This is a genomic window from Dongshaea marina (genome assembly GCF_003072645.1).
Taxonomy (GTDB): domain Bacteria; phylum Pseudomonadota; class Gammaproteobacteria; order Enterobacterales; family Aeromonadaceae; genus Dongshaea; species Dongshaea marina.
The window spans coordinates 4,354,145-4,375,210 of sequence record NZ_CP028897.1; the positions used below are offsets into that span (position 1 = coordinate 4,354,145).

Below are 21,066 nucleotides of genomic sequence, written 5' to 3' on the forward strand. Positions count from 1 at the left end.
CCGGCTTACAGACCGATCTGTTTGATGATCTGATTTGCGACTACTTTTGCACTTTGTTCATCTGTTTGAACAACATAATCGGCAACTTCTTCATAAAGCGCATTACGCATAGTTGCCAGGCGCTCCAGAACCGTTTGTGGCTCTTCCTCTGTTTGAAGCAGGGGACGGCGCTTATCGCGCTGAGTCCGTGCAAGCTGCTTTTCGATTGGAGTTTCCAGGTAAACGACGATCCCGCGTGCAGAGAGGCGATTACGACTCTCCTTGCTCTCAATCGAGCCACCACCCGTTGCCAGGACAATGCCCTGTTTTTCCGTCAGGTCATTGATTACTTTCTCTTCACGAACTCGAAAGCCTTCTTCACCTTCGATATCAAATACCCAGCTAACCTCGGCACCCGTACGACGCTCAATCTCCTGATCGGAGTCATAAAACTCCATGTGGAGCTGTTGCGCCAGGTGTCGACCGATGGTGCTTTTACCCGCACCCATGGGACCCACTAGAAAAATATTACGTTTTTCAGCCATCTTAAACCGAATGAATTCTATAAAGCACCTAGCCCCGCAAAAAGCTGCGAGGCACCCAAAACCTACCTTGAGTATGAAACTGGACGTCGAATTATCTCAGTTGAAGAGGGGGATTGGCAACCATTGTGACCATAAAGATGGCGAAATGCTTACCAATCCCCCTCAAAGGGCACTGTAACAGGCTAGAATGACTCTGTTACAATCTTAGGTGTCACGAACACCAGGAGCTCGCGTTTGGAGTCTGTGTTCGAGGTTTTACGGAACAGGACTCCCACTCCCGGGATATCCCCAAGCAGTGGCACCTTGCTGACCGAGGTTCGGATGGTTTGCTGATAGATACCACCCAGAACCAGGGTTTCACCATTGTCCACCAGCACCTGGGTTACTATCTGCTGAGTGTCGATGGCAACCGCCGGACCGGTTGGGGTCGCTACCTCATCCCCCTGACTGTCCTGGGTCACCGTCAGATCCAGGATAATTCGATTATCCGGGGTGATCTGTGGGGTCACCGTCAGGCTCAGCACCGCCTTCTTAAAGGTCACAGAGGTGGCACCACTGGATGCAGCCTCTACGTATGGGATCTCGGTTCCCTGCTCAATGACAGCCTGCTGTTGATTGGCGGTCATGATCCGGGGACTGGCAATGACCTCACCCTTGTTTTCTGTCTCAAGAGCACTGAGCTCCAGATCCAAAATTCGCCCCTTGGATAGCTTGGCAATCTGGAACGCAAGCGATGGTGCTCCTGTCGCCGGGAAGTTCACATTCAAACGACTATCCAGAGAGGTTGCTTCACCCGCCAGATACTCCAGGGTACCTGCGGTCTGCTTCTCGCCCCCCGTCTTGGAGGCACCCCAACGGATCCCCAGCTCCTGATCATAACCATCGTTGATGGTAACGATCCGCGCCTCAATAAGCACCTGCTTCACCGGAATATCCAGGATCTCGACCATCCGGGTTACATTCTCCATCACCTCGGAGGTATCCTTAACCAGCAGGGTATTGGTTCGCTGGTCGACCGATACGGCGCCCCGCTTGGACAACAGACTGGTCTCACCACTGCTGAGCAGCTTGGCAAGCTCCGAAGCCTTGGCGTAGTTCACCTGGATATATTCGGTAAACAGAGGCGCCAAATCTGAGGCTTTTTGCAGAGCTGATAGCCGCTGCTCCTCACGAGCGGCGATCTCATTAGCCGGTGCGACCAATAGCACATTATTCTCAAGGCGCTTATCCAGTCCTTTAACCTTGAGGATGATATCCAGGGCCTGCTCCCAGGGAACGCCATCCAGCCGCAGGGTTACATTACCACTCACTGAGTCTGAGGTGACCAGATTGAACTTGTTAAAGTCAGCAATCAGCTGCAACACTGTTCTCACCGGAATATCCTGGAAGTTGAGTGAAATTGGCTTACCGCGATACTTACGCTTGGTAGACGCCGCTTTCTGACGTTTCGCCACCTCAAGGACAAACAGCTGATCGGCCTGATCGTAGCGATAGTCGACCTTACCCTTGGTATCGAGCTCAAACACCACATCCGGTCCCTTACGGAAAGATTCAATGCGCATCACAGGGGTCGCAAAGTCTTTCACATCCATGATGTGTAGCAGGGCATCACTGATCGCCATCCCGTGGAAGGTTGCCTTAATCTTATCTTTACCTTCGCGCATGTCGACAGCGACTGAGCTATTGTCCAGATAGATCAGGAACTGGCCACTACCATCCTTACCCCGGCGGAAATCAAAGCTCTTGACTCGGTTGATATATCCGGGAGTCTCCCCCTTGACCGGCTTGGTTTTCAGCAACAGTGGCTTCTTCGGCTGCTCCTTGGCAACTGCCTTGGCCATCTGGACATTCTGTCCCAGCTGGACAATCAGCATCTTATCTTTTTGGCGGATCTGATAAGGTACCAGCTTGTCGAGGGCGATCTTGATCTGCAGATCTTTTTCAATTTGCTGTACGCTCACCTGGCGCACCTTCTGCCGCTCAATCGGTATGGGATTGACCGTCAGCTCTGAGCGTGCATCAGGGAGTGAAAGGAGTAGCTCACGAGGCTGATACTGTAACTTGTCAGCAAACTTCTTCACAGGTTCATTAAACTCCAGCTCCAGGTCGAGCTGATCCTTTACTACAGGGTTGACTCGTACCTGCTTCAGTACCAATGCAGCCCATACCTGACCGCATAAGCTGATACTGAAAAATACGACCCAAACTTTCATCAAAAGATATAGATAACGCATCGTGCCACGTCCCTGTCGTTCTGTTGATTCAGTTGCTTTCGCTTCCAACCATGGTGAGTTTGGTTATTCTCGGAGCCCAACACCCTTTTCCATCAGGAATAAACTCTTCAAGCTCAACCCAGTCATGGGTGATCTTGATGACTTGACCATGGTTAAGCCCCATTCTCTGTTTAAGACCCACTCGATAGGTAGTCCCATCATTGGTCTTAATTAAAGCCCATAAAGCGCCATCCTTCCCCAAGGAGCCACTCATCGTAAGGTTGTTGAGAGAGTATTTTTCTAATGGCTCGCGAGCCCGATCAACTTTTGGTCGAACGCACTCATCTTTGATCTTAGTCGCTGGCATAATGATCTCAGGCTTAGGCTCAGCAAACGGGCTGCGCTCATTATCCGGCTCATATTTCATCGGTTTAAAATCGGGAACTTCCGGTAGCGGCTCAATCGGCGTCGGCTTGAGAGCCTTCATTCTGGCCACAAACTGCTTGAGATCACTGGTGCCATCACAGGCGCTAAGAAGCAGAGCACATAAGACGATTAGCAAAAATCTCATTTCGCTACCTCCTGCTTCTCATCATATTTATAGGTTTTAGCCAGCACATTGAGGGTCAGGAGATCCCCTTCGGCCCGGCCAATTGAGAAGCTGTCCAGGATCACTATCCGCGGCAAGGCCGCTATGTCAGCCGCAAACTCTCCGAGCTGGTGATAACTCCCCTGAACATCGATTCGCATCGGCAGCTCGGTTGAAAACTCCATCTTCTTCTCAGCCTCCCAATTGATCCGCAGCAGTTTCAATCCATTGTTGGTTCCGATGAAGCTGATATCGTCAATTAACCCGGGAACCTCGTGTTTATTGGGAAGCTGCTTTAACTGAGACTCCAGCAGTTTTTCCAGCTCAACCATCTGATCCTGATAAGCTTTGAGATTCGCAGCCATCTGAGCCTTGGTTTTATACTGCTGTTTAAGCTGTACCTCTTTTTTCTGAACGACCTTGAGCTTGGCGATCGAGTCATCAATCCAGTAGTAATAGCTGCCTCCGGCAATCAGGGCACACAGAATCAGGATCGCAATTGCTTTTATCGGTGCAGGCCAGCTACCGATATTTTCAAAGTCCAGTTCATTGAGCTGCTGCAGATCCATTGCTGGCCTCCTTGCTCTTCCTGTTCTGATTCAGCACATCAAAGTAGAGTGAGAACTGACTCAGAATGATTGGCTCCTTCTGGGTCTCAAAGATGGAGAGGATCTTGGTGTTCCCCAGCCAGCCACTCGACTCGATACGCCGCATCATGTTGGCAACCCTGCTGTATGCTTCGGTATCACCAACCACATCGATCCGCTTGTTATTGAGCTTCAAAGAGCCAAGATAGACCCCGGGAGGTACCACCTTGGGTAGCTGGTTAAACAGATGAACCGACAGGTTACGACTCAGTTGCAGCTGATTAATCAGATCCATCCGCTCAATCAGTTGCGCCCTACGCTTTTTAAGTCGCTGGATCTCGCCAATCTTGCTGTCAAGAACCACCATCTCTCGTTGCAGGTATTGATTGCGGCTATTTTGATTATCAACGGCTTTGCCGATAAACCAGTTCACCGCGAAGACCAGCAGCAGGGTCAGGACTGCAAAACACCCCAGCAGGGTAAAAAATTGTGTCTTTTGGCGTTGCTTAACCGCCTCTCGCCAGGGCAATAGGTTTATAGCTGACATGGCACAAAACTCCTTAACGCCAGACCCAGCGCCGTCATAAACTTAGGCCCCATCGCCTTGAATGGATCTTTATTTACCTTGCGCCCCCAGGAGCAGTGGGCAAAGGGGTCCGGGTGTAACACCTCAAGCTCCAGCTCAGTAGCTAGCTGGCTCGGCAATGAAGGTACCAGACTTCCACCACCGGTCAGCACCAGCTGGTTCACCTCACGGTAGCTTCCCGAGCTACAGAAAAGCTGAATATTGCGTCGCACCTGCTGAATGAGGTTAGTCATGTAGGGGGCAAATACATCAACATCAAAATTGGCTGGCAGATTGTTATTCAGCTTGGCCTGTTCAGCCTCTTCCGGGGTGAAGTTATAGAAATTCGCGATTCCCTGGGTATAGGCCTCTCCCCCAAAGTTTTGCAGTCGGGTATAGATCACCTGGCCCTTGACCATCACACTAAACCCCATGGTGTTTAAGCCCAGATCAATGATACCGATCACCTCCTGAGAGGAAGCCAACTCAGGCACAGTCTCAAGAACCGCTCTGCCCAGTGCGTGAGTGCTGACATCCACCACCTTGGTATCCAGACCGATCTCCGATAGGGCCGAGACCTGAGCCGTGATGCTTTCGGTACGCGCAGCACTGAGCAGCAAATCATTTTTAGTGGGGTCGACCTCATTCGCTCCGATCACCTCAAAGTCGAGACTGATCTCGTCGCGTGGGAAGGGGATGATCTGCTCAGCTTCAACTTCGAGCTGAGTCTCCAGCTCAAGATCGCTCAGGGAACCATCCATCTGGATAATCTTGGATATCACACCGGTCCCGGAAACCGCTGTTGCTGCCACGTGATAATGTGCAGGAAGATTCTTCTTGAGCTGGCGCAGTACCGTCGCCATCTTCTCGATATCCTGCAGCTGCTGCTCCACCATACTGCCTTTTGGTGTTGGCAATTCGACGCAAGACTCGATGGTAAGTTGCCCAGATCGCCCCGCTACCACAAGTGCTTTAATCGACTGTGAGCCGAAGTCAACACCCACCATAGGAATCAGTCTGGAGCTTTGAAATAGTGAAGCCATAATCCTTCCATGGTTATGCGAAAACACATTCCTCGTATCTATAAGCAAATATCAACAATCGCCAAAAATCCATTTTCTATTGGCTTTCTATTGGCTTTCTATTGGAAGTAGCAAAAATTTAGCCAGACTTCGGTTATGTGCCACGATATACTGATGCCCCTGAAACAAGGCTCAGAAGCGAATAAGTGAACGCATGCTAAAGTTCTGCAAACGGTTGATAATTTTCTGTCTGACCCTCTTTATCATTGGGGTTATCGCAGTCGTCGGGATCTATTTTTACCTCAAACCGACCCTGCCGGATGTCAGCACCCTCAAGGATGTTCATCTTGAAACCCCGATGAAGGTCTACAGTGCCGATGGCCAGTTGATCTCCCAGTTCGGTGAGAAGCGACGCATCCCGTTGCATATCGAACAGATCCCTCAGCCGATGATTGATGCCTTTCTCGCAACCGAAGATAACCGCTTCTATGAGCATCCGGGCATAGATCCGATCGGTATCATCCGTGCCGCCTGGATCTGGATGGTGACCGGGCAAAAGCGCCAGGGTGCCAGTACCATTACCCAGCAGGTGGCGCGTAACTTCTTTTTGACCCGTGACAAGACCATCACACGCAAGGTGAAAGAGATCTTCCTGGCCTGGCATATCGAGCAGCTTCTCACCAAAAATGAGATCCTCGAGCTCTATCTGAACAAGATCCCATTAGGCTATCGGGCCTTTGGGGTAGGTGCCGCGGCTCAGGTCTACTATGGCAAGACTGTCAAAGAGCTGACGCTGCCACAGATAGCGATGATCGCGGGATTGCCGAAAGCCCCCAGCGCCCTCAACCCACTGAGTCACCCGATCCGTGCCAAGGAGCGCCGGGATACCGTGCTGGAGCGGATGCTGGAGACGGGGAAAATCAGTGAGCAGCAGTATAGGACCGCAATCCACACCCCGCTCACCGCCCGCTATCATGGCGCGGAGATCACCCTGCACGCTCCCTATCTCGCTGAGATGGTGCGGCAGTGGATGGTGGATCGCTATGGAGAAAAAGCCTATACCGAGGGCTTTAATGTCTATACCACAGTCTATGCCAATCGGCAGCGGGCCGCTCAGGACGCTCTGCACGACGGTCTGTTTGCCTATGACATGCGTCACGGTTACCGGGGAGCAGTCAAAAAGCTCTGGGATCCAAGCTTGGGAGAGAGCGCCTGGCCTGAACAGAAGATCAATGATTACCTGAAGCGCTACCCGCACTACAAGCCACTTGAGCCCGCCATCGTGACCCAGGTTGATGAGAAGTCAGCCCAGGTCATCGTCAAAGGGGCAAAGCAGGTAACCCTGGGCTGGAATGCACTGAAGTGGGCCCGGGCCTATATAGACGATGAACACCAGGGCAATGCCCCCAAGCAGGCCTCAGATGTTTTGCAAGCCGGTGAGCTTATCTGGGTTCGCCCCCTCAAAGATGGCTCCTGGCAGCTCTCGGAGATCCCCCAGGTCAATGCCGCCATCGTTTCTGTCAACCCAACCGATGGGGCGATCCAGGCCCTGGTGGGTGGCTTTAATTTCTACCTGAGCAAGTTTAACCGTGCCGAGCAGGCACTTCGCCAGATAGGCTCAAACATCAAGCCATTTATCTACTCAGCGGCTCTCGATTCGGGTTTCACCCTGGCCTCTATGGTTAATGATGCCCCTCTGAGCTACTGGGATCCCAGCCTGGGTGTTGCCTGGCGGCCGAAAAATGACAACTCCAAATATAGTGGCCTGACCCGGTTGAGGGTCGCCTTGGGTAAATCCCTCAATGTGGTCTCGGTGCGCCTGCTGCAGAGTGTCGGACTGGACAGGGTACTGCAGCGGCTGGAGGCCTTTGGCTTCCCGGCCGATCAGCTTCCTCACGCCAGCTCGATCGCCCTGGGCAGTGCCTCTTTGACCCCCCTGCAGGTTGTGGCTGGTTTCTCGGCCTTTGCCAACGGCGGCTTTAAGGTGAACCCCTATTTTATCCGCCAGATCAATAATGGCTATGGCCAGGTTGTCTATGAGGCTAATCCCAAGGCGGCCTGTAGCCGCTGCTCTGAGATCTCCCAGCAGCAGCTGAGTCCCGAGCATGCACTCAACCAGGATGGTGACTGGCTCAAGACCTGTGCCATCACCCCGGTGACCCCCTTCAACAAGGCACGGCGGATCCTCTCTCCTCAGACTGCCTTTTTGATCTCAGATGCGATGCGCAGTGCCATCTGGGGTGGAGGCAGCTGGAAACACCATACCGCCTGGACCGGCACCGGCTGGCGTACCGCCCGCGCCCTCAAGCGTCATGACATTTCCGGGAAGACCGGGACCACCAATGAATCCCGGGATGCCTGGTTCTCCGGCTTTAATCCGGACCTGGTGACCACAGTGTGGATCGGTTTTGATAATCACGACCGCAAGCTTGGAAAGACCCGCTGGAATCCAAACATGGGACAAGGGCAGATAGTCGGAGGGGAGTATGGCGCCAACGCCGCCCAGCCCATCTGGATCGACTATATGAAAGAAGCCCTCAAGGGGGTGCCAGAGCAAGCACCACGAGTCCCTCAGGATGTGGTGTCGGTGAGGATTGACCGCGCCACCGGGCAGCTGAGCCGCAAGAGCGACTACACCTCAATGTTTGAGTATTTCAAAAAGGGCACGGCTCCGACCCGTTTTGCCGAGACCCAGTCTACGACTGTCTATCAACAACAGGGACAGGAGAGTGAGAAGGGTGTCGATGAGGCCCCTGCCCCGCTGTTTTAACCACAAATTCGCGAGCGGAGCTGACGCTCCCTCGCGGTTTTTCTGATAAATCACCGACAAATAGCATCTAACCCTTTCCGGGTTGACTAAAATTCCCCATAATAGCGACCTCCCAGTATTCCAGGTGTTATCCATGAGCGAGCAATCCGTAGCCAAAAAACCCGTCATCTCCGCAGATGATCTCAAGCTGCCTCCCCACTCTTTTGAGGCGGAGCAGTCTGTGCTGGGTGGCCTGATGCTCGATAACCAGGCCTGGGATCGTGTCGCCGAGCTCATAACGTCTCAGGATTTTTACAGCAAGCCCCACCGTTTGATCTTTCAGGCGATGGCACAGCTGGCTGAGTCGGGTCGCCCCATCGATCTCATCACCCTCCAGGAATTTCTGAGTAATGGTGAGGAGCTGGAGCTGGTTGGCGGATTCGCCTACCTGGTTGAGATCACCGCCAAGACTCCAAGTGCCGCAAACATCAACCATTATGCTGACATCGTCCGGGAACATGCGGTCAAGCGAGAGATGATCTCAGTTGCCAATGAGATCGTCGAAGCTGGCTATGACCCCCAGGGGCGTAGCAGTCACGAGCTGCTGGATTTTGCTGAGAGCCGGGTGTTTGGTATCGCGGAGCAGCGAGCCAGCAGTGATGAAGGTCCGATCGCCCTGCGATCTGTGCTGGAGAAGACTGTCGATCGCATTGAAGAGCTATTCCAAAATCCACACCAGGGGATCACGGGTGTCTCCAGTGGTTATATGGATCTCGACAAGATGACCGCCGGTATGCAGCCCTCGGATCTCATCATAGTGGCCGCCCGTCCCTCGATGGGAAAGACCACCTTCGCGATGAACCTGTGTGAACATGCGGCGATGACCGAGGATAAACCGGTGCTGATCTTCTCTTTAGAGATGCCCTCTGAGCAGATCATGATGCGTATGCTGGCCTCTTTAGGACGCATCGACCAGACCCGGATCCGTACCGGCCAGCTGGATGATGAAGATTGGGGACGGCTCTCGACCACCATGGGGATGATGCTGGATAAGGGCCAGCTATACATAGATGACTCCTCGGGACTGACGCCGACCGAAGTACGCTCCCGAGCCCGGCGAATCGCCCGGGAAACGGGGGGCCTGAGCATGATCATGATCGACTACCTGCAGCTGATGCAGGTGCCCGCGTTCAAAGATAACCGAACCCTGGAGATCGCCGAGATCTCCCGCTCACTCAAAGCTCTGGCCAAAGAACTGCAGGTGCCGGTTATCGCCCTGTCGCAGCTCAACCGTAGCCTGGAGCAGCGTGCCGATAAGCGCCCGGTGAACTCGGATCTGCGTGAATCTGGGTCTATCGAGCAGGATGCTGACCTCATCATGTTTATCTACCGAGATGAGGTTTATAACGACGATACCCCGGAAAAGGGCACCGCTGAGATCATTATCGGTAAGCAGCGTAATGGCCCGATCGGTAAGGTGCGCCTGACCTTTCAGGGGCAATACTCCCGTTTTGATAACTACGCAGGCCCGAGCCTGGATGATGACTATTGATCCCATGATGCAAACCGCAACCGCCGAAATCAACCTGGCAGCCCTGCGCCACAATTTTAGCGTGGTACGCGACCATGCTCCTCACAGCAAGATTATTGCGGTCGTCAAGGCCAATGCCTATGGCCACGGCCTGCTTGAAGTGGCCAAGGCACTTCCTCAGGCAGATGCCTATGCGGTGGCCCGGATTGAGGAAGCCCTCACCCTGCGCTGTGGCGGCATTGTCAAACCGATCATCCTGCTGGAGGGATTCTTCCATGCCAGTGATCTGCCGATTCTTGCCACCAACAACCTGCAAACCGTGGTGCACTCGCCGGAGCAACTTGAGGCGCTGGAGCAGGCCACCCTGCCCCAGCCGATCGTCGCCTGGCTCAAGCTCGATAGCGGCATGCACCGTCTCGGGGTCACCCCTGACGATTTTGCATCCTTTTGCCATCGAATGCAGGCCTGCCCCAATATCGCCCAGCCCTTTAATCTGATGACTCACTTTGGCTGCGCCGATGAGTGTGAAAACCAGATGACCGAGCGCCAGCTTTCCCTGTTTAAAGAGCTCACTTCTCAATTAAAAGGCAAACAGAGCCTGGCAAACTCTGCCGGGATCCTAGCCTGGCCAGCTTCCCACCAGGACTATGTCCGTCCTGGCATCATGCTCTATGGGGTCTCCCCTTTTCCTGAGCATACGGCGCAAACCCATGGGCTGCGCCCCGTGATGTCTCTTAAGACCCGGGTCATCGCGATCCGGGCGATCAAGAAGGGCGAGAGTGTGGGTTATGGCGCGACCTGGACCGCTTCCCGTGATGGCTATATCGCTGTGCTGGCGGTAGGCTATGGGGACGGCTATCCGAGAATGGCACCTAATGGTACCCCTGTCATCATAGGCAACCAGCGCTATAGCCTGGCCGGACGCCCCTCCATGGATATGCTCACCGTCGACCTGGGGGCCGAGCATGATGTCTCGGTGGGTGATATCGCGACCCTGTGGGGGGAAGGGTTACCGGTGGAAGAGATCGCCCTACACATAGGCACCATTCCCTATGAGCTGGTGACCAAGCTCACCTCCAGGGTACAGATGCGCTATATCTACTAAGCGCTACTGACTATAGCGCTTAGCCGAATGCTATCTATTTGCAGCTGCGCTGCAGATGCCGGTGCTGACCGGCGGCAGGCAAGGCCGTTCTCAGGCGTCTTGCCTTTCACGGCATTGATATATCCCTATATGGCAAAGGTGCCCCACACCTCTGATACACAGGGAAGTGTGAATGCCGCGTTAACCAAGGATGGCGCTAGCGGCGTGCATCTCCCGGGGCGCCCCGAACCTCGCTTTATCCTCGGCTCACCTGAAGCTTGAAGTACCACGTAGACAGGCCTTCCATGGCCAGGCTACGCTTTCGCAACGTCCTGTTGCTCAACTTCAATCCTCTACGGCTCACCTCAGCGCTCGCTCATGGGGGAGTTAACTTCCTCTCTTCGATGTAGTTACAGAGTTGCCTTCATATCTGAGGCTTTATGTTTTCAGAGCTGACAGGGGTTTTTGGCCCCGTCTATTTGCGCCGAAAGTTTCAAATAGGAGCAGAGGGTGAATCGCAGGGATGCGATGAAAAGGCAACCAGTACAAGGATGTAATGTTTGCCTGTACCTCTGCGAACTTGAAACTTGAGGATGAAGCAAATACCGGAGTGTCCTTGGAAATGAAGAGGGTATTGGACAAGCATATCCTGACATACAGGATGTATTAATGCCGTGGAAGGCAGGATGCCTGGGAACGGCCTCTTCCCGTATTCCGCGGCCGAACAATTGTGCCCCAGGCACAAATCAGATGACCGCAGGTCAAACTGCGATCTTTTTTAACCTGCGGATAGCATCCTTATTTGTGGCTACGCCACAGGTGTCGGGGGTGCCCGACGGCACATTACTTTTGTATCGTCAAAAGTAATCAAAACCTCGCTGCGCGCTACGAGTCCCTCCGTAGAGCTTCGCGGCTCGGCATCCTGCCTCGAAAAGAATAAAAACTCTCAACGGCTCGCCTCTGCGCTCGCTCACGGGGTTTTTAGTTCTCCCCTTTGATTTGCCCCGAAAAAATCATGCCGCGATTGAAGCCGAATGGCAGGACGCCATGAGTGCATAGCCACGCCAGGGATGGCGTGTCTATGCTGAGCTTCGGGGAGCAAATGGTTTTGAGGAGAGATGCGAATCGAGGGGCACCCTCGGGGTTGTTAGGGGGACTGGGTGAGCAGTCCCCCTGACCCGTCGCCGCTCGGCAGCGGCAATTATGCCGAAGGCATAAACTTGCGGCCCGCAGGGCTAATTGTAAGAGTATCGAGATGTTCTTGAATCAGGAGGGGGTTGGACAAGCCCCCCTCTAGCGAAGACAAGTCAGGCAAAGCCTGGCCTGAACTAAAAATATTCCCCTTGCAGGGTCGCAATCAGCTGGCGCGCGCCCCCATGATCGCGATGCTCTCCAAGGTAGATCCCCTGCCAGCGGCCTAACACGAGCTCCCCTGAGCTCACGGGGATCAGCAAGGAGCAACCGATCTGGGTTGCCTTAATATGAGCCGGCATATCATCATCCCCCTCATAGGTATGCTGATAATAGGGCTCACACTGGGGGACCGACCGATTGAAATAAGATTCCATATCACTGCGCACGGTCGGGTCCGCATTCTCATTAATGGTCAAGCTGGCACTGGTGTGCTGCAGAAACAGCTGACACAGGCCAAGCTTATAGCCCCCCAACTCGGGAAGCTGTGACAGGATCTCTTGGGTAATCAAATGAAAACCCCGCGCACGGGGTTTAAGTTGAAGCTTTTTTTGTTGCCACATAGCTCGCTCTAATATTTTTTAAGTGACTCCACTTTACGTGGTGCTTGAAACGGCAGACGGATCCAGAACTTGGTTTTTTGCTTCTCATCGGGAGACCATTTGAGATAGATCCAGGGATACTGCTTTTGCCAGCGAGGAAATGAGATCTCAAGCTGATTCTCATCTGTCTTGTAGATGGAGGTATCCAGTTTCACCTGACTGAAGATCAAGCCAACCAGGATTAAAAGCAATACCCAACGAAGCCACTTTCTGATCATCCCTGATCACTCCTCTTGAAAACTGCTCTTCTATCGGTCCCTGCTATCAGCTGCCCAGTCTATTCAAAACAGATCTCAATCACCGCCCTTCCCTGATCGCAGGTAAAGGGCATCATCAGTTTCATCCCTTCGGTTTTATGGCTGATGGAGTGGTTGGGGCCCGAAACCACAATCGGGGTAGCCATATCAAATTCATACCCCTCTTCCCCCAGGATCCGTTTCGCTCCCCCCGTCACCATGTTGGTGATCTCACCCACCATATCCGTGACCTCTTCATTGAGCTCATCGGGAGCCTCTCCCAGCATCCGTCGCATCACCTCCAGGGCCAGCCCCTGATCAAAGGTAATCGACATCGAGCCCTTGGTTTGCGGGCCAACCATACCTATGAGTCCGGATACATCTCCCCGGGCCAGGGAGTCCAGCTTCTTCTTGGGCTTACCAGGCTGAAGGTCAAGCTGTGCCATTGTCTTCATCACATTGATAAGTGATGTGATAAAAGGGTTTATAAACTCCACTCGCATCGCACACCATCCTTTGCAGAAGCTGCGTTATAACCCAACGAACGCAACGCCAGTTTAAAAGCAACTCACTCTCTTTCAAATCAAGAGCCTCTACTGACAAATCTTAACACAATCACAAAAATCCGCCGTCCATTCCCCCGAAATATCCGAGTCGAATGAGTCGATATCGCTCCTCACAGCTCCTTTGTTGTGATCCCGTCGATCAATGGGCGCAACCAAGGTGCATCAAGATCTCAATCGGAGTATGATCGCGCCCGAACGCACCCGAGGCTCTTTCGGGGCTTCAAGGTTCTTATCCAGACAGACCCCCTTTAAATCGAAAATACGGGCCCAACTGTCGCTCAGTCATTAGGAGTAATAAGCCATGAGTGGCATCGCCGTCATGCTTGACGCCTTTTCAAAGGTCGCAACCATAGCCAACCCCATCTCCATGATGGCCATCTTCATCAGCTTTGCCTCTGCATGGCCAAAACCGACTCAAAAGCGCTGTGCCAGTAAAACCTGTTTGATCGTTGCGATCATTCTGGTGGTCACCTCCTACTTTGGCAGTACCATCATGACACTGTTTGGTATCGATCTCCCATCACTGGAGATCGGAGGCGGCATCTGCCTGCTGTTAAGTAGCCTCAGCCTGATGAAGCACAGCGCAACCGATCAGGAAAATCACGACCAGCGTAGTGACCAACTCGCCGTGGTTCCGCTGGCGATGCCAATCATTGCAGGCCCGGCGGTGATCGCTTCGGTGATCCTTTCGGTTGAGCACCATGGAGCTCTTTTGATCAACAAGAGCTGGGTAGCCCTCGCCTGCATCCTGTTCAGCCTGGTCCTGTGGTTGTTCTTCTACTACAGTGAATACCTTGCCCGCTGGCTCGGAGCCAGGATCCTGACCATAGTGACCCAGATCACTGCACTTATCCTGATCTCGATGGCAGCCAAGATCATCATGACCGGACTCAAACAAAGTATGCTTTTGTAGGCCCTTCTATTTGCGCACAACCAAGAGTTGGCCTTTCACAACAAAGGGTATAAAATCAGCTCGTATTTTGAGCGGTATACAGGGTCATGAAATCTTTTTTCATCAGTATTGCGAGCTGCTGGTCGCTTCTGTGGTTTGCTGTTGCTATCTTTACCGCACAACACAGAATTAACCTCTGGCAGGTCGATATCGATTGCTACTTTGCGCTAAGCAGCCTGAGTCTCGGGCTGTTATTGCTATGGAGCCTTTATCAACTCCTGCTCTCCATGGGATTACGGCGTAAACGCCAACTCTATTAAGACTTACTTAGATTTACTTTGGATACGATTAATAACTATGACCCAGACTACACAGCCCATGCCCAGCTACCATAAATTCAGCGTTGCCCCCATGCTGGACTGGACAACCCGCCACTGCCGTTACTTTCACCGGCTTTTGACTGAGCATAGTCTGCTCTATACAGAGATGGTCACCACGGGGGCAATTACCCATGGCAAGGGAGACTACCTCAGGTATAACGAGGCAGAGCACCCACTCGCTCTGCAGCTCGGAGGCAGTAATCCCAAAGATCTGGCGCAGTGTGCAAAACTTGCCGAGCAGCGAGGCTATGACGAGATAAACCTCAATGTGGGTTGTCCTTCCGACCGGGTGCAAAATGGTCGTTTCGGCGCCTGCCTGATGGCCAGCCCACAGCTGGTGGCCGACTGTGTTGCGGCCATGCAGGATGCGGTCTCGATTCCTGTCACGGTCAAGACCCGTATCGGGATCGATGAACAGGACAGCTACGCTTTTTTGTGTGACTTTATCGAAACGGTCAATCGCACAGGTTGCGATACCTTCATTGTGCATGCCCGCAAGGCATGGCTGCAGGGACTTAGCCCAAAAGAGAACCGCGAAATCCCTCCACTGGATTATCCCCGAGTATGGCAGCTCAAGCAGGATTACTCACAGCTAAATATCATGGTCAATGGTGGCCTGGAAACTCTAGAGCAGTGCCAGGAGCAGCTACAGCATCTCGATGGTGTCATGGTTGGCCGGGCGGCTTACCAAAATCCCTGGATGATGGCTGAGCTGGATCGGGCCGTCTTTGGTGACACCCGTCCACAGCTCTCCCGCCATCAGATCGTTGAGCTCATGTACCCCTACATCGAGGAGCAACTGGCTCAGGGAGTCTATCTCGGTGGAATGACCAAGCCGATGCTGGGACTGTTCCAGGGGGTCCCCGGAGCACGAGCCTGGCGCCGGCATATCAGTGAAAATGCCCATAAAGCTGGAGCCGATCTCCGGGTGGTTGAGGATGCCCTGGCCAAGGTCCCGCAACCGGTCTAAAAATAGACTGGCCGCTTTTAGATCCAAGTCTCAGTTTCCCCGGAAAAGCTCCACTATAGTTGGTTAAGAGAACACCAACCACACAGGAGTGAGAGATATGGACGATAGTCTCAGCCTTGGCCAGGAGTTCCCTGAGCTGCAAGATAAAGTCGAGCAGCTTAGGGTAAACGATCAGGAATTTTCACAAATCATGCAGGAGTATTACTCACTAGACCGCCAGATCAAAGGACTTGAAACACGCGACGTACCAACCAGTGATACCCACTTTGAAGACCTAAAGAAACAACGCCTCCTCCTAAAAGACACTCTCTATTTTAAACTAACCCATGCTTAATCAGGATTAGTCAAAAAGAAACCGCCCAATGGGCGGTTTCTTTTTATGTGTGCTTTAAAAGCCAGTAGAATATCTTCCGCAAAAATGGGCGCGTATATTGTAGCCCTATTGGCAATTCTGAGCTTTGTTAAGCCGACCTTCCGCGGCATGGATGCCGTAGCAGAGCCACATGGATGTTACTTGTGTGTCGGCGTACAAAGCTCATGAGTTGCCTTGAGATATCTAACACATCCCTAGCCCACCAGGGCCAGTAGGATCCCCGCGGCCACCGCCGAACCCAGCACCCCGGCCACATTCGGCCCCATCGCATGCATCAACAGATGGTTCTGATCATTATCCTCAAGGCCCACCTTGTTCACCACCCGGGCCGCCATAGGCACCGCCGAAACCCCGGCAGCACCAATCAGTGGATTGACCTTACCCCCGCTAAGCTTATACATCAGCTTACCCATCAGTACCCCGGCAGCTGTGCCGATGGCGAAGGCCACCGCGCCCAGCACCAAAATCCCGATCGTTTCCAGGTGTAGGAAGCGATCTGCAGATAGCTTGGATCCGACCGCCAGCCCAAGGAAGATGGTCACCACATTGATGATCTCATTTTGTGCCGACTTGCTCAGACGCTCAACCACCCCACACTCGCGCATCAGGTTCCCCAGGGTAAACATCCCGATAAGAGGGGTTGCTGTGGGCAAAAACAGGATCGTCAGCAGCAGCACAGCCAGCGGAAACAGGATCCGCTCCTTGCGCCCCACCGGACGTAGCTGTTCCATCTTCACCTGCCGCTCCTGCTTGGTGGTCAAAAGCCGCATGATCGGTGGCTGGATGATAGGAACCAGCGCCATATAGGAGTATGCCGCCACCGCAATGGCCCCCAAAAGCTCCGGCGCCAACTTAGAAGCCAGGAAGATTGAGGTTGGCCCATCCGCCCCCCCGATGATGGCGATCGCCGAAGCATCCTGCAGGGTAAAGTGGATACCGGGCACCAGGTTCAGCAGCAAAGCACCAAACAGGGTAATAAAGATCCCAAACTGAGCCGCGGCCCCCAAAAACAGCGTTTTAGGGTTCGCAATCAGGGCCCCGAAATCGGTGAGGGCCCCCACCCCCATAAAGATCAGCAGGGGAAAGACGCCACTGGCGATCCCTACATTGTAGAAGTAGTAGAGAATGCCACCCGGATCGCTAAACCCGGCATTGGGGATATTGGTTAAAATGGCGCCAAATCCGATTGGCAACAACAGCAAAGGCTCAAACTTCTTGATGATGGCAAGGGCCATTAAGATACAGCCCACCAAAATCATCACCAGCTGCCCTGCCTGGAAGCTGGCGATCCCAGTCTGATGCCATAGGCTCATAAATCCATTCATCACATCATCCTTATGCCAGTGTTAACAATGGCTCACCCAAGGCGACCGCATCCCCCTCTTTGACTTCAATCGCCTGCACCAGACCCGAGCGACTGGCCCGAACCTCGGTTTCCATCTTCATCGCCTCCATCACCACCAATAACTCACCCTGATCCACCTGCTGATTCGGTTTGACGACTATTTTGAAGATGTTTCCGGCCAGAGGTGCTCCAACAGACTCTCCGGGAGCTGCGCTGGCAGCGGCCGGCTGAGCGGCCTGAGCCTGAGGGGCTGCAGCAATCTGCGCCACGTCACCAGATGGACTGACCTCGACCTTAAAGTTCTGGCCATCAACCACCACATCATAGAGTTCAGGACCGGTGGCGGCTGCAGGAGCTGCAGCAGGAGCGGCGACTGGCGCAGGGGCAGCTTCAGGCTTCTCGGTGCCCGGCGCCGGCTCAAAGGCATCCGGATTACCGCGATTTTGAATAAACTTGAGCCCCACCTGAGGGAAAAGGGCATAGGTCAGGACATCATCAATAGGCTCTTTTGCCAGCTTCAGTCCCTTCTCTTTGGCGATCCCCTGCAGATCCTCCTCCAGAATATGCAGCTCAGATTCCAGCAGATCCGCCGGGCGGCAAGTGATTGGCTCAGCCCCATCCAGCACCTTTGCCTGCAGAGCTTTATCCACCGGAGCTGGCGCCGCACCGTACTCTCCCTTGAGCACCCCAGCCGTCTCTTTGGTGATGTTCTTGTAGCGCTCTCCCATCAACACATTGATCACCGCCTGGGTGCCAACGATTTGCGAGGTTGGGGTCACCAACGGGATATAGCCCAGATCCTTACGAACCTTAGGGATCTCCTCAAGCACCTCATCGATGCGATCGGCAGCCCCCTGCTCCTTGAGCTGGCTCTCCATGTTGGTCAGCATGCCGCCTGGTACCTGGGCGAGCAGGATCCTGGCATCCACCCCTTTGAGGCTGCCTTCAAATTTGGCGTACTTCTTACGGACCTCGCGGAAATAAGCTGCGATCTCTTCAAGCTTGGTCATATCCAGCCCGGTATCACGAGCGGTTCCTTCGACCGAGGCAACTATGGTCTCGGTGGGCGAGTGTCCATAGGTCATACTCATGGAGGAGATGGCGGTATCCAGCATATCCACCCCGGCATCAATCGCCTTCATATGGGTTGGCAGACTAAGGCCTGTGGTGGAGTGACAGTGCAGAGCCAGTGGCAGATCCACACTGCTCTTAATTGCTTTGATCACCTCTTCGGCTTCATAGGGTTTGAGCAAGCCCGACATATCTTTAAGGCACAATGAGTGACACCCCATCTCCTCAAGACGCTTCGCCATATCGGTCCAGGTCTGAAGGGTGTGTACCGGGCTGGTGGTATAGCAGATGGTTCCCTGGGCATGGGCTCCCACATCCCTGGCCGCCTTGACCGCCATCTGCAGATTGCGCACATCATTCATCGCATCGAAGATCCGGAATACATCCATGCCGTTGGCGTGCGCCCGCTCCACAAACTTGGAGACCACATCATCAGCATAATGGCGGTAGCCCAGCAGATTCTGGGCGCGAAGCAGCATCTGATGGCGAGTCTTAGGCATCGCCTCTTTGAGTAATCTCAGACGCTCCCAGGGGTCCTCTCCCAAAAACCGGATACAGGCATCAAAGGTCGCCCCTCCCCATGACTCAACGGACCAATAACCAATCTCATCGAGCTTGGCCGCGATCGGCAACATATCCTCGACTCGCATCCGTGTCGCCAGTAGAGATTGATGGGCATCACGTAAAACCAGTTCAGTGATCGCTAACGGCTTAGACATACTGATTAACTCCTTGAAATCAAATTTGCAATTGCATCATCCTGAAAACAGATCAGTTGTTCCTGTGCTGTTGGCGATAGCGGTGCACAGCCGAGCTTATCGCGGCAACAACTGCAGGGTTAAGTCTTGTGGGATCAAGCTGTGGAGCTGTGGGAGAAGTGTCTTGAATTGGTAAGTCTGAGGCATCCCCTGCCCATCGTGCGATACAGTTGATAACCACAACCAGTACCCCGAGAAACAGAAAGACAAAAACAATCCCTATCACGAGCAGGCCGAACGCTTCGGCCAACAGAGAAGATAGATCCATCCGTCATCCCCTTTTTTTCTTTTCCATCAAGGAGCTAGGATAACCAGAACCGGAGAGATAAATCAATTTAGCGAGGAGGAAGTTGTGATAGAGCTTACAGGAAAAGTAGGGATATGGCGCATCCGGGAGGACTCGAACCTCCAACCGCTCGGTTCGTAGCCGAGTACTCTATCCAATTGAGCTACGGATGCACTGGGAAATCACAACAAAATATGGCGCATCCGGGAGGACTCGAACCTCCAACCGCTCGGTTCGTAGCCGAGTACTCTATCCAATTGAGCTACGGATGCACTGGGAAATCGCAACAAGATATGGCGCATCCGGGAGGACTCGAACCTCCAACCGCTCGGTTCGTAGCCGAGTACTCTATCCAATTGAGCTACGGATGCACTGGGAAATCACAACAAGTTATGGCGCATCCGGGAGGACTCGAACCTCCAACCGCTCGGTTCGTAGCCGAGTACTCTATCCAATTGAGCTACGGATGCACTGAAAACACAACGAGTTAAATGGCGCATCCGGGAGGACTCGAACCTCCAACCGCTCGGTTCGTAGCCGAGTACTCTATCCAATTGAGCTACGGATGCACACTGGCGGTGAGGGAGGGATTCGAACCCTCGATGCGGGACAAACCGCATACTCCCTTAGCAGGGGAGCGCCTTCAGCCTCTCGGCCACCTCACCGTGTTGCGGGGGCCATATTACCCTCAGCGAAAAATATGTCAAACCTTTTTTCAGGCAAAATAACTGTTTGATTATCAAATCGCCATTTCGCTCACACAAACAGCTGATTCCCCTTTAAACAAAGGCGATTGGGCAGTTTGCAAGGGAGACTCTCCAGGAAGAAAAGAGCGAAAAATAGGGTTGAGAGAGGCCTTTCATGGCTCACGCGGACTATATCAGACAAAACAGCGCAAAAAATCTGACTTGGACTACGAAACGATCTGAAGCCAATCTCAGTAGTTAAGGGATCAGGATGCAACTAATTCTTATTTGGATAAGCTGATCACCTTTCTTCCATGATTGGTATTAATCTGCCAGTTCAATCGGCGGCAGATAAAAAGATGGCCAGCTGCATTGCGCCAGCTGGCCATCCGGTGAGCACAAAAAAGGCGACTAAGCTAAGCTTGTCGCCTTGATATCATCAGGGACTCAGAAGTTGCCTGGTTCACCCTGCTGTACATTTTTTTCCGCTTGGATCCGCATATAGATCTCTTCACGGTGGACCGATACCTCTTTTGGAGCATTAACACCCAGGCGAACCTGGTTGCCTTTGACACCCAATACAGTTACAGTCACTTCATCACCGATCATCAGGGTTTCCCCAACGCGACGAGTCAGAATTAACATGTGCTCACTCCTTGTTCATTCCGTTTTTCAGCCAGAAAGTCGGCTATTATCCACTAACTGATGGCCAAGAGTAAATGGGCCAATCAAGAAAAACGTAAAGTCCCTTTATTTACTCAATTTATAGTATATATCACCAGTTAGGGAGGATAAATTTGACAATTCTTCCGAATTTAATCCTATTCGCTTCGCATACACACCATG

20 protein-coding genes and 6 tRNA genes are annotated in these 21,066 nt (G+C 53.1%); 7 read left to right on the plus strand and 19 right to left on the minus strand.

Annotated features, from left to right (window positions below):
- Positions 1–5: 5 nt before the first annotated feature.
- From aroK to pilM, 6 genes are all read right to left on the minus strand, one after another.
- Positions 6–524, minus strand: a complete 519-nt coding sequence (gene aroK / locus DB847_RS20310; RefSeq protein WP_108652313.1) for a shikimate kinase AroK — start codon at positions 522–524, stop codon at positions 6–8.
- 182 nt (positions 525–706) lie between these two features.
- Positions 707–2,758 carry a type IV pilus secretin PilQ gene (locus tag DB847_RS20315; protein WP_108652314.1) on the minus strand — a complete coding sequence of 684 codons (2,052 nt, stop codon included), beginning with the start codon at positions 2,756–2,758 and terminating at the stop codon, positions 707–709.
- A 28-nt stretch (positions 2,759–2,786) separates the two neighbouring features.
- Positions 2,787–3,308, minus strand: coding sequence for a pilus assembly protein PilP (locus DB847_RS20320; protein ID WP_108652315.1), 522 nt, complete (start codon positions 3,306–3,308; stop codon positions 2,787–2,789).
- Positions 3,305–3,895 carry a type IV pilus inner membrane component PilO gene (locus DB847_RS20325; protein WP_108652316.1) on the minus strand — a complete coding sequence of 197 codons (591 nt, stop codon included), beginning with the start codon at positions 3,893–3,895 and terminating at the stop codon, positions 3,305–3,307. The genes DB847_RS20320 and DB847_RS20325 overlap by 4 nt, the downstream gene beginning before the upstream one ends.
- Positions 3,873–4,460, minus strand: coding sequence for a PilN domain-containing protein (locus DB847_RS20330; protein ID WP_108652317.1), 588 nt, complete (start codon positions 4,458–4,460; stop codon positions 3,873–3,875). The genes DB847_RS20325 and DB847_RS20330 overlap by 23 nt, the downstream gene beginning before the upstream one ends.
- Positions 4,448–5,521 carry a type IV pilus assembly protein PilM gene (gene pilM / locus DB847_RS20335; RefSeq protein ID WP_199911649.1) on the minus strand — a complete coding sequence of 358 codons (1,074 nt, stop codon included), beginning with the start codon at positions 5,519–5,521 and terminating at the stop codon, positions 4,448–4,450. Before pilM ends, DB847_RS20330 begins: the two co-directional genes overlap by 13 nt.
- Before the next feature lie 193 nt (positions 5,522–5,714).
- Between pilM and DB847_RS20340 the strand changes: the two genes are divergently transcribed.
- The 3 genes from DB847_RS20340 to alr all read left to right on the plus strand — a co-directional run bounded on the left by DB847_RS20340 (position 5,715) and on the right by alr (position 10,885).
- Positions 5,715–8,270 carry a penicillin-binding protein 1A gene (locus tag DB847_RS20340; RefSeq protein WP_108652318.1) on the plus strand — a complete coding sequence of 852 codons (2,556 nt, stop codon included), beginning with the start codon at positions 5,715–5,717 and terminating at the stop codon, positions 8,268–8,270.
- A 133-nt stretch (positions 8,271–8,403) separates the two neighbouring features.
- The gene (dnaB, locus tag DB847_RS20345) at positions 8,404–9,801 is read left to right on the plus strand and encodes a replicative DNA helicase (protein WP_108652319.1); all 1,398 of its coding nucleotides are present in this window, start codon (positions 8,404–8,406) and stop codon (positions 9,799–9,801) included.
- Positions 9,802–9,808: 7 nt separating this feature from the next.
- Positions 9,809–10,885, plus strand: coding sequence for an alanine racemase (gene alr / locus DB847_RS20350; RefSeq protein WP_108653047.1), 1,077 nt, complete (start codon positions 9,809–9,811; stop codon positions 10,883–10,885).
- Positions 10,886–12,192: 1,307 nt separating this feature from the next.
- On the opposite strand, the gene DB847_RS20355 is transcribed toward alr, so the two are convergent.
- The 3 genes from DB847_RS20355 to DB847_RS20365 are packed head-to-tail and all read right to left on the minus strand — an operon-like array spanning position 12,193 to position 13,396.
- The gene (locus DB847_RS20355) at positions 12,193–12,618 is read right to left on the minus strand and encodes a secondary thiamine-phosphate synthase enzyme YjbQ (RefSeq protein WP_108652320.1); all 426 of its coding nucleotides are present in this window, start codon (positions 12,616–12,618) and stop codon (positions 12,193–12,195) included.
- Between the two features lie 8 nt (positions 12,619–12,626).
- Positions 12,627–12,875: a hypothetical protein gene (locus DB847_RS20360; protein WP_108652321.1), complete on the minus strand. Its 249-nt coding sequence runs from the start codon at positions 12,873–12,875 to the stop codon at positions 12,627–12,629.
- A 59-nt stretch (positions 12,876–12,934) separates the two neighbouring features.
- Complete coding sequence (locus DB847_RS20365; protein ID WP_108652322.1) at positions 12,935–13,396, minus strand: chemotaxis protein CheX; 462 nt, start codon at positions 13,394–13,396, stop codon at positions 12,935–12,937.
- A 364-nt stretch (positions 13,397–13,760) separates the two neighbouring features.
- Between DB847_RS20365 and DB847_RS20370 the strand changes: the two genes are divergently transcribed.
- From DB847_RS20370 to DB847_RS20385, 4 genes are all read left to right on the plus strand, one after another.
- Complete coding sequence (locus tag DB847_RS20370; RefSeq protein WP_108652323.1) at positions 13,761–14,372, plus strand: MarC family protein; 612 nt, start codon at positions 13,761–13,763, stop codon at positions 14,370–14,372.
- 86 nt (positions 14,373–14,458) lie between these two features.
- The gene (locus DB847_RS20375; RefSeq protein ID WP_108652324.1) at positions 14,459–14,671 is read left to right on the plus strand and encodes a hypothetical protein; all 213 of its coding nucleotides are present in this window, start codon (positions 14,459–14,461) and stop codon (positions 14,669–14,671) included.
- 37 nt (positions 14,672–14,708) lie between these two features.
- A complete protein-coding gene (gene dusA, locus DB847_RS20380) occupies positions 14,709–15,701 on the plus strand; it encodes a tRNA dihydrouridine(20/20a) synthase DusA (protein ID WP_234418450.1) in 993 nt (330 codons plus the stop codon).
- Between the two features lie 97 nt (positions 15,702–15,798).
- On the plus strand, positions 15,799–16,035 hold the full coding sequence (locus DB847_RS20385) for a YdcH family protein (RefSeq protein WP_108652325.1): 237 nt from the start codon (positions 15,799–15,801) through the stop codon (positions 16,033–16,035).
- Positions 16,036–16,268: 233 nt separating this feature from the next.
- On the opposite strand, the gene DB847_RS20390 is transcribed toward DB847_RS20385, so the two are convergent.
- The 10 genes from DB847_RS20390 to csrA form a co-directional block, all read right to left on the minus strand.
- On the minus strand, positions 16,269–17,399 hold the full coding sequence (locus DB847_RS20390; RefSeq protein ID WP_108652326.1) for a sodium ion-translocating decarboxylase subunit beta: 1,131 nt from the start codon (positions 17,397–17,399) through the stop codon (positions 16,269–16,271).
- A 10-nt stretch (positions 17,400–17,409) separates the two neighbouring features.
- Positions 17,410–19,209 (minus strand): sodium-extruding oxaloacetate decarboxylase subunit alpha, encoded by a 1,800-nt coding sequence (gene oadA / locus DB847_RS20395; protein ID WP_108652327.1) that lies wholly within the window; start codon positions 19,207–19,209, stop codon positions 17,410–17,412.
- Positions 19,210–19,261: 52 nt separating this feature from the next.
- Positions 19,262–19,516 carry an OadG family protein gene (locus DB847_RS26755; RefSeq protein WP_108652328.1) on the minus strand — a complete coding sequence of 85 codons (255 nt, stop codon included), beginning with the start codon at positions 19,514–19,516 and terminating at the stop codon, positions 19,262–19,264.
- Positions 19,517–19,630: 114 nt separating this feature from the next.
- Positions 19,631–19,707 (minus strand) — tRNA-Arg (locus tag DB847_RS20405).
- A gap of 22 nt (positions 19,708–19,729) precedes the next feature.
- Positions 19,730–19,806, minus strand: a tRNA-Arg gene (locus DB847_RS20410).
- A 22-nt stretch (positions 19,807–19,828) separates the two neighbouring features.
- Positions 19,829–19,905 (minus strand) — tRNA-Arg (locus DB847_RS20415).
- A 22-nt stretch (positions 19,906–19,927) separates the two neighbouring features.
- A tRNA-Arg gene (locus DB847_RS20420) sits at positions 19,928–20,004 on the minus strand.
- Between the two features lie 22 nt (positions 20,005–20,026).
- Positions 20,027–20,103, minus strand: a tRNA-Arg gene (locus DB847_RS20425).
- A 4-nt stretch (positions 20,104–20,107) separates the two neighbouring features.
- A tRNA-Ser gene (locus DB847_RS20430) sits at positions 20,108–20,199 on the minus strand.
- Positions 20,200–20,667: 468 nt separating this feature from the next.
- On the minus strand, positions 20,668–20,865 hold the full coding sequence (gene csrA, locus DB847_RS20435; protein WP_108652329.1) for a carbon storage regulator CsrA: 198 nt from the start codon (positions 20,863–20,865) through the stop codon (positions 20,668–20,670).
- Positions 20,866–21,066: the final 201 nt, after the last annotated feature.

What these genes read in the sequence shown, in the direction of transcription:
- aroK (WP_108652313.1), bottom strand. Translation starts at nt 524, where the DNA reads ATGGCTGAAAAACGTAATATTTTTCTAGTGGGTCCCATGGGTGCGGGT.
- DB847_RS20315 (WP_108652314.1), bottom strand. Translation starts at nt 2,758, where the DNA reads ATGCGTTATCTATATCTTTTGATGAAAGTTTGGGTCGTATTTTTCAGT.
- DB847_RS20320 (WP_108652315.1), bottom strand. Translation starts at nt 3,308, where the DNA reads ATGAGATTTTTGCTAATCGTCTTATGTGCTCTGCTTCTTAGCGCCTGT.
- DB847_RS20325 (WP_108652316.1), bottom strand. Translation starts at nt 3,895, where the DNA reads ATGGATCTGCAGCAGCTCAATGAACTGGACTTTGAAAATATCGGTAGC.
- DB847_RS20330 (WP_108652317.1), bottom strand. Translation starts at nt 4,460, where the DNA reads ATGTCAGCTATAAACCTATTGCCCTGGCGAGAGGCGGTTAAGCAACGC.
- pilM (WP_199911649.1), bottom strand. Translation starts at nt 5,521, where the DNA reads ATGGCTTCACTATTTCAAAGCTCCAGACTGATTCCTATGGTGGGTGTT.
- DB847_RS20340 (WP_108652318.1), top strand. Translation starts at nt 5,715, where the DNA reads ATGCTAAAGTTCTGCAAACGGTTGATAATTTTCTGTCTGACCCTCTTT.
- dnaB (WP_108652319.1), top strand. Translation starts at nt 8,404, where the DNA reads ATGAGCGAGCAATCCGTAGCCAAAAAACCCGTCATCTCCGCAGATGAT.
- alr (WP_108653047.1), top strand. Translation starts at nt 9,809, where the DNA reads ATGCAAACCGCAACCGCCGAAATCAACCTGGCAGCCCTGCGCCACAAT.
- DB847_RS20355 (WP_108652320.1), bottom strand. Translation starts at nt 12,618, where the DNA reads ATGTGGCAACAAAAAAAGCTTCAACTTAAACCCCGTGCGCGGGGTTTT.
- DB847_RS20360 (WP_108652321.1), bottom strand. Translation starts at nt 12,875, where the DNA reads ATGATCAGAAAGTGGCTTCGTTGGGTATTGCTTTTAATCCTGGTTGGC.
- DB847_RS20365 (WP_108652322.1), bottom strand. Translation starts at nt 13,396, where the DNA reads ATGCGAGTGGAGTTTATAAACCCTTTTATCACATCACTTATCAATGTG.
- DB847_RS20370 (WP_108652323.1), top strand. Translation starts at nt 13,761, where the DNA reads ATGAGTGGCATCGCCGTCATGCTTGACGCCTTTTCAAAGGTCGCAACC.
- DB847_RS20375 (WP_108652324.1), top strand. Translation starts at nt 14,459, where the DNA reads ATGAAATCTTTTTTCATCAGTATTGCGAGCTGCTGGTCGCTTCTGTGG.
- dusA (WP_234418450.1), top strand. Translation starts at nt 14,709, where the DNA reads ATGACCCAGACTACACAGCCCATGCCCAGCTACCATAAATTCAGCGTT.
- DB847_RS20385 (WP_108652325.1), top strand. Translation starts at nt 15,799, where the DNA reads ATGGACGATAGTCTCAGCCTTGGCCAGGAGTTCCCTGAGCTGCAAGAT.
- DB847_RS20390 (WP_108652326.1), bottom strand. Translation starts at nt 17,399, where the DNA reads ATGAATGGATTTATGAGCCTATGGCATCAGACTGGGATCGCCAGCTTC.
- oadA (WP_108652327.1), bottom strand. Translation starts at nt 19,209, where the DNA reads ATGTCTAAGCCGTTAGCGATCACTGAACTGGTTTTACGTGATGCCCAT.
- DB847_RS26755 (WP_108652328.1), bottom strand. Translation starts at nt 19,516, where the DNA reads ATGGATCTATCTTCTCTGTTGGCCGAAGCGTTCGGCCTGCTCGTGATA.
- csrA (WP_108652329.1), bottom strand. Translation starts at nt 20,865, where the DNA reads ATGTTAATTCTGACTCGTCGCGTTGGGGAAACCCTGATGATCGGTGAT.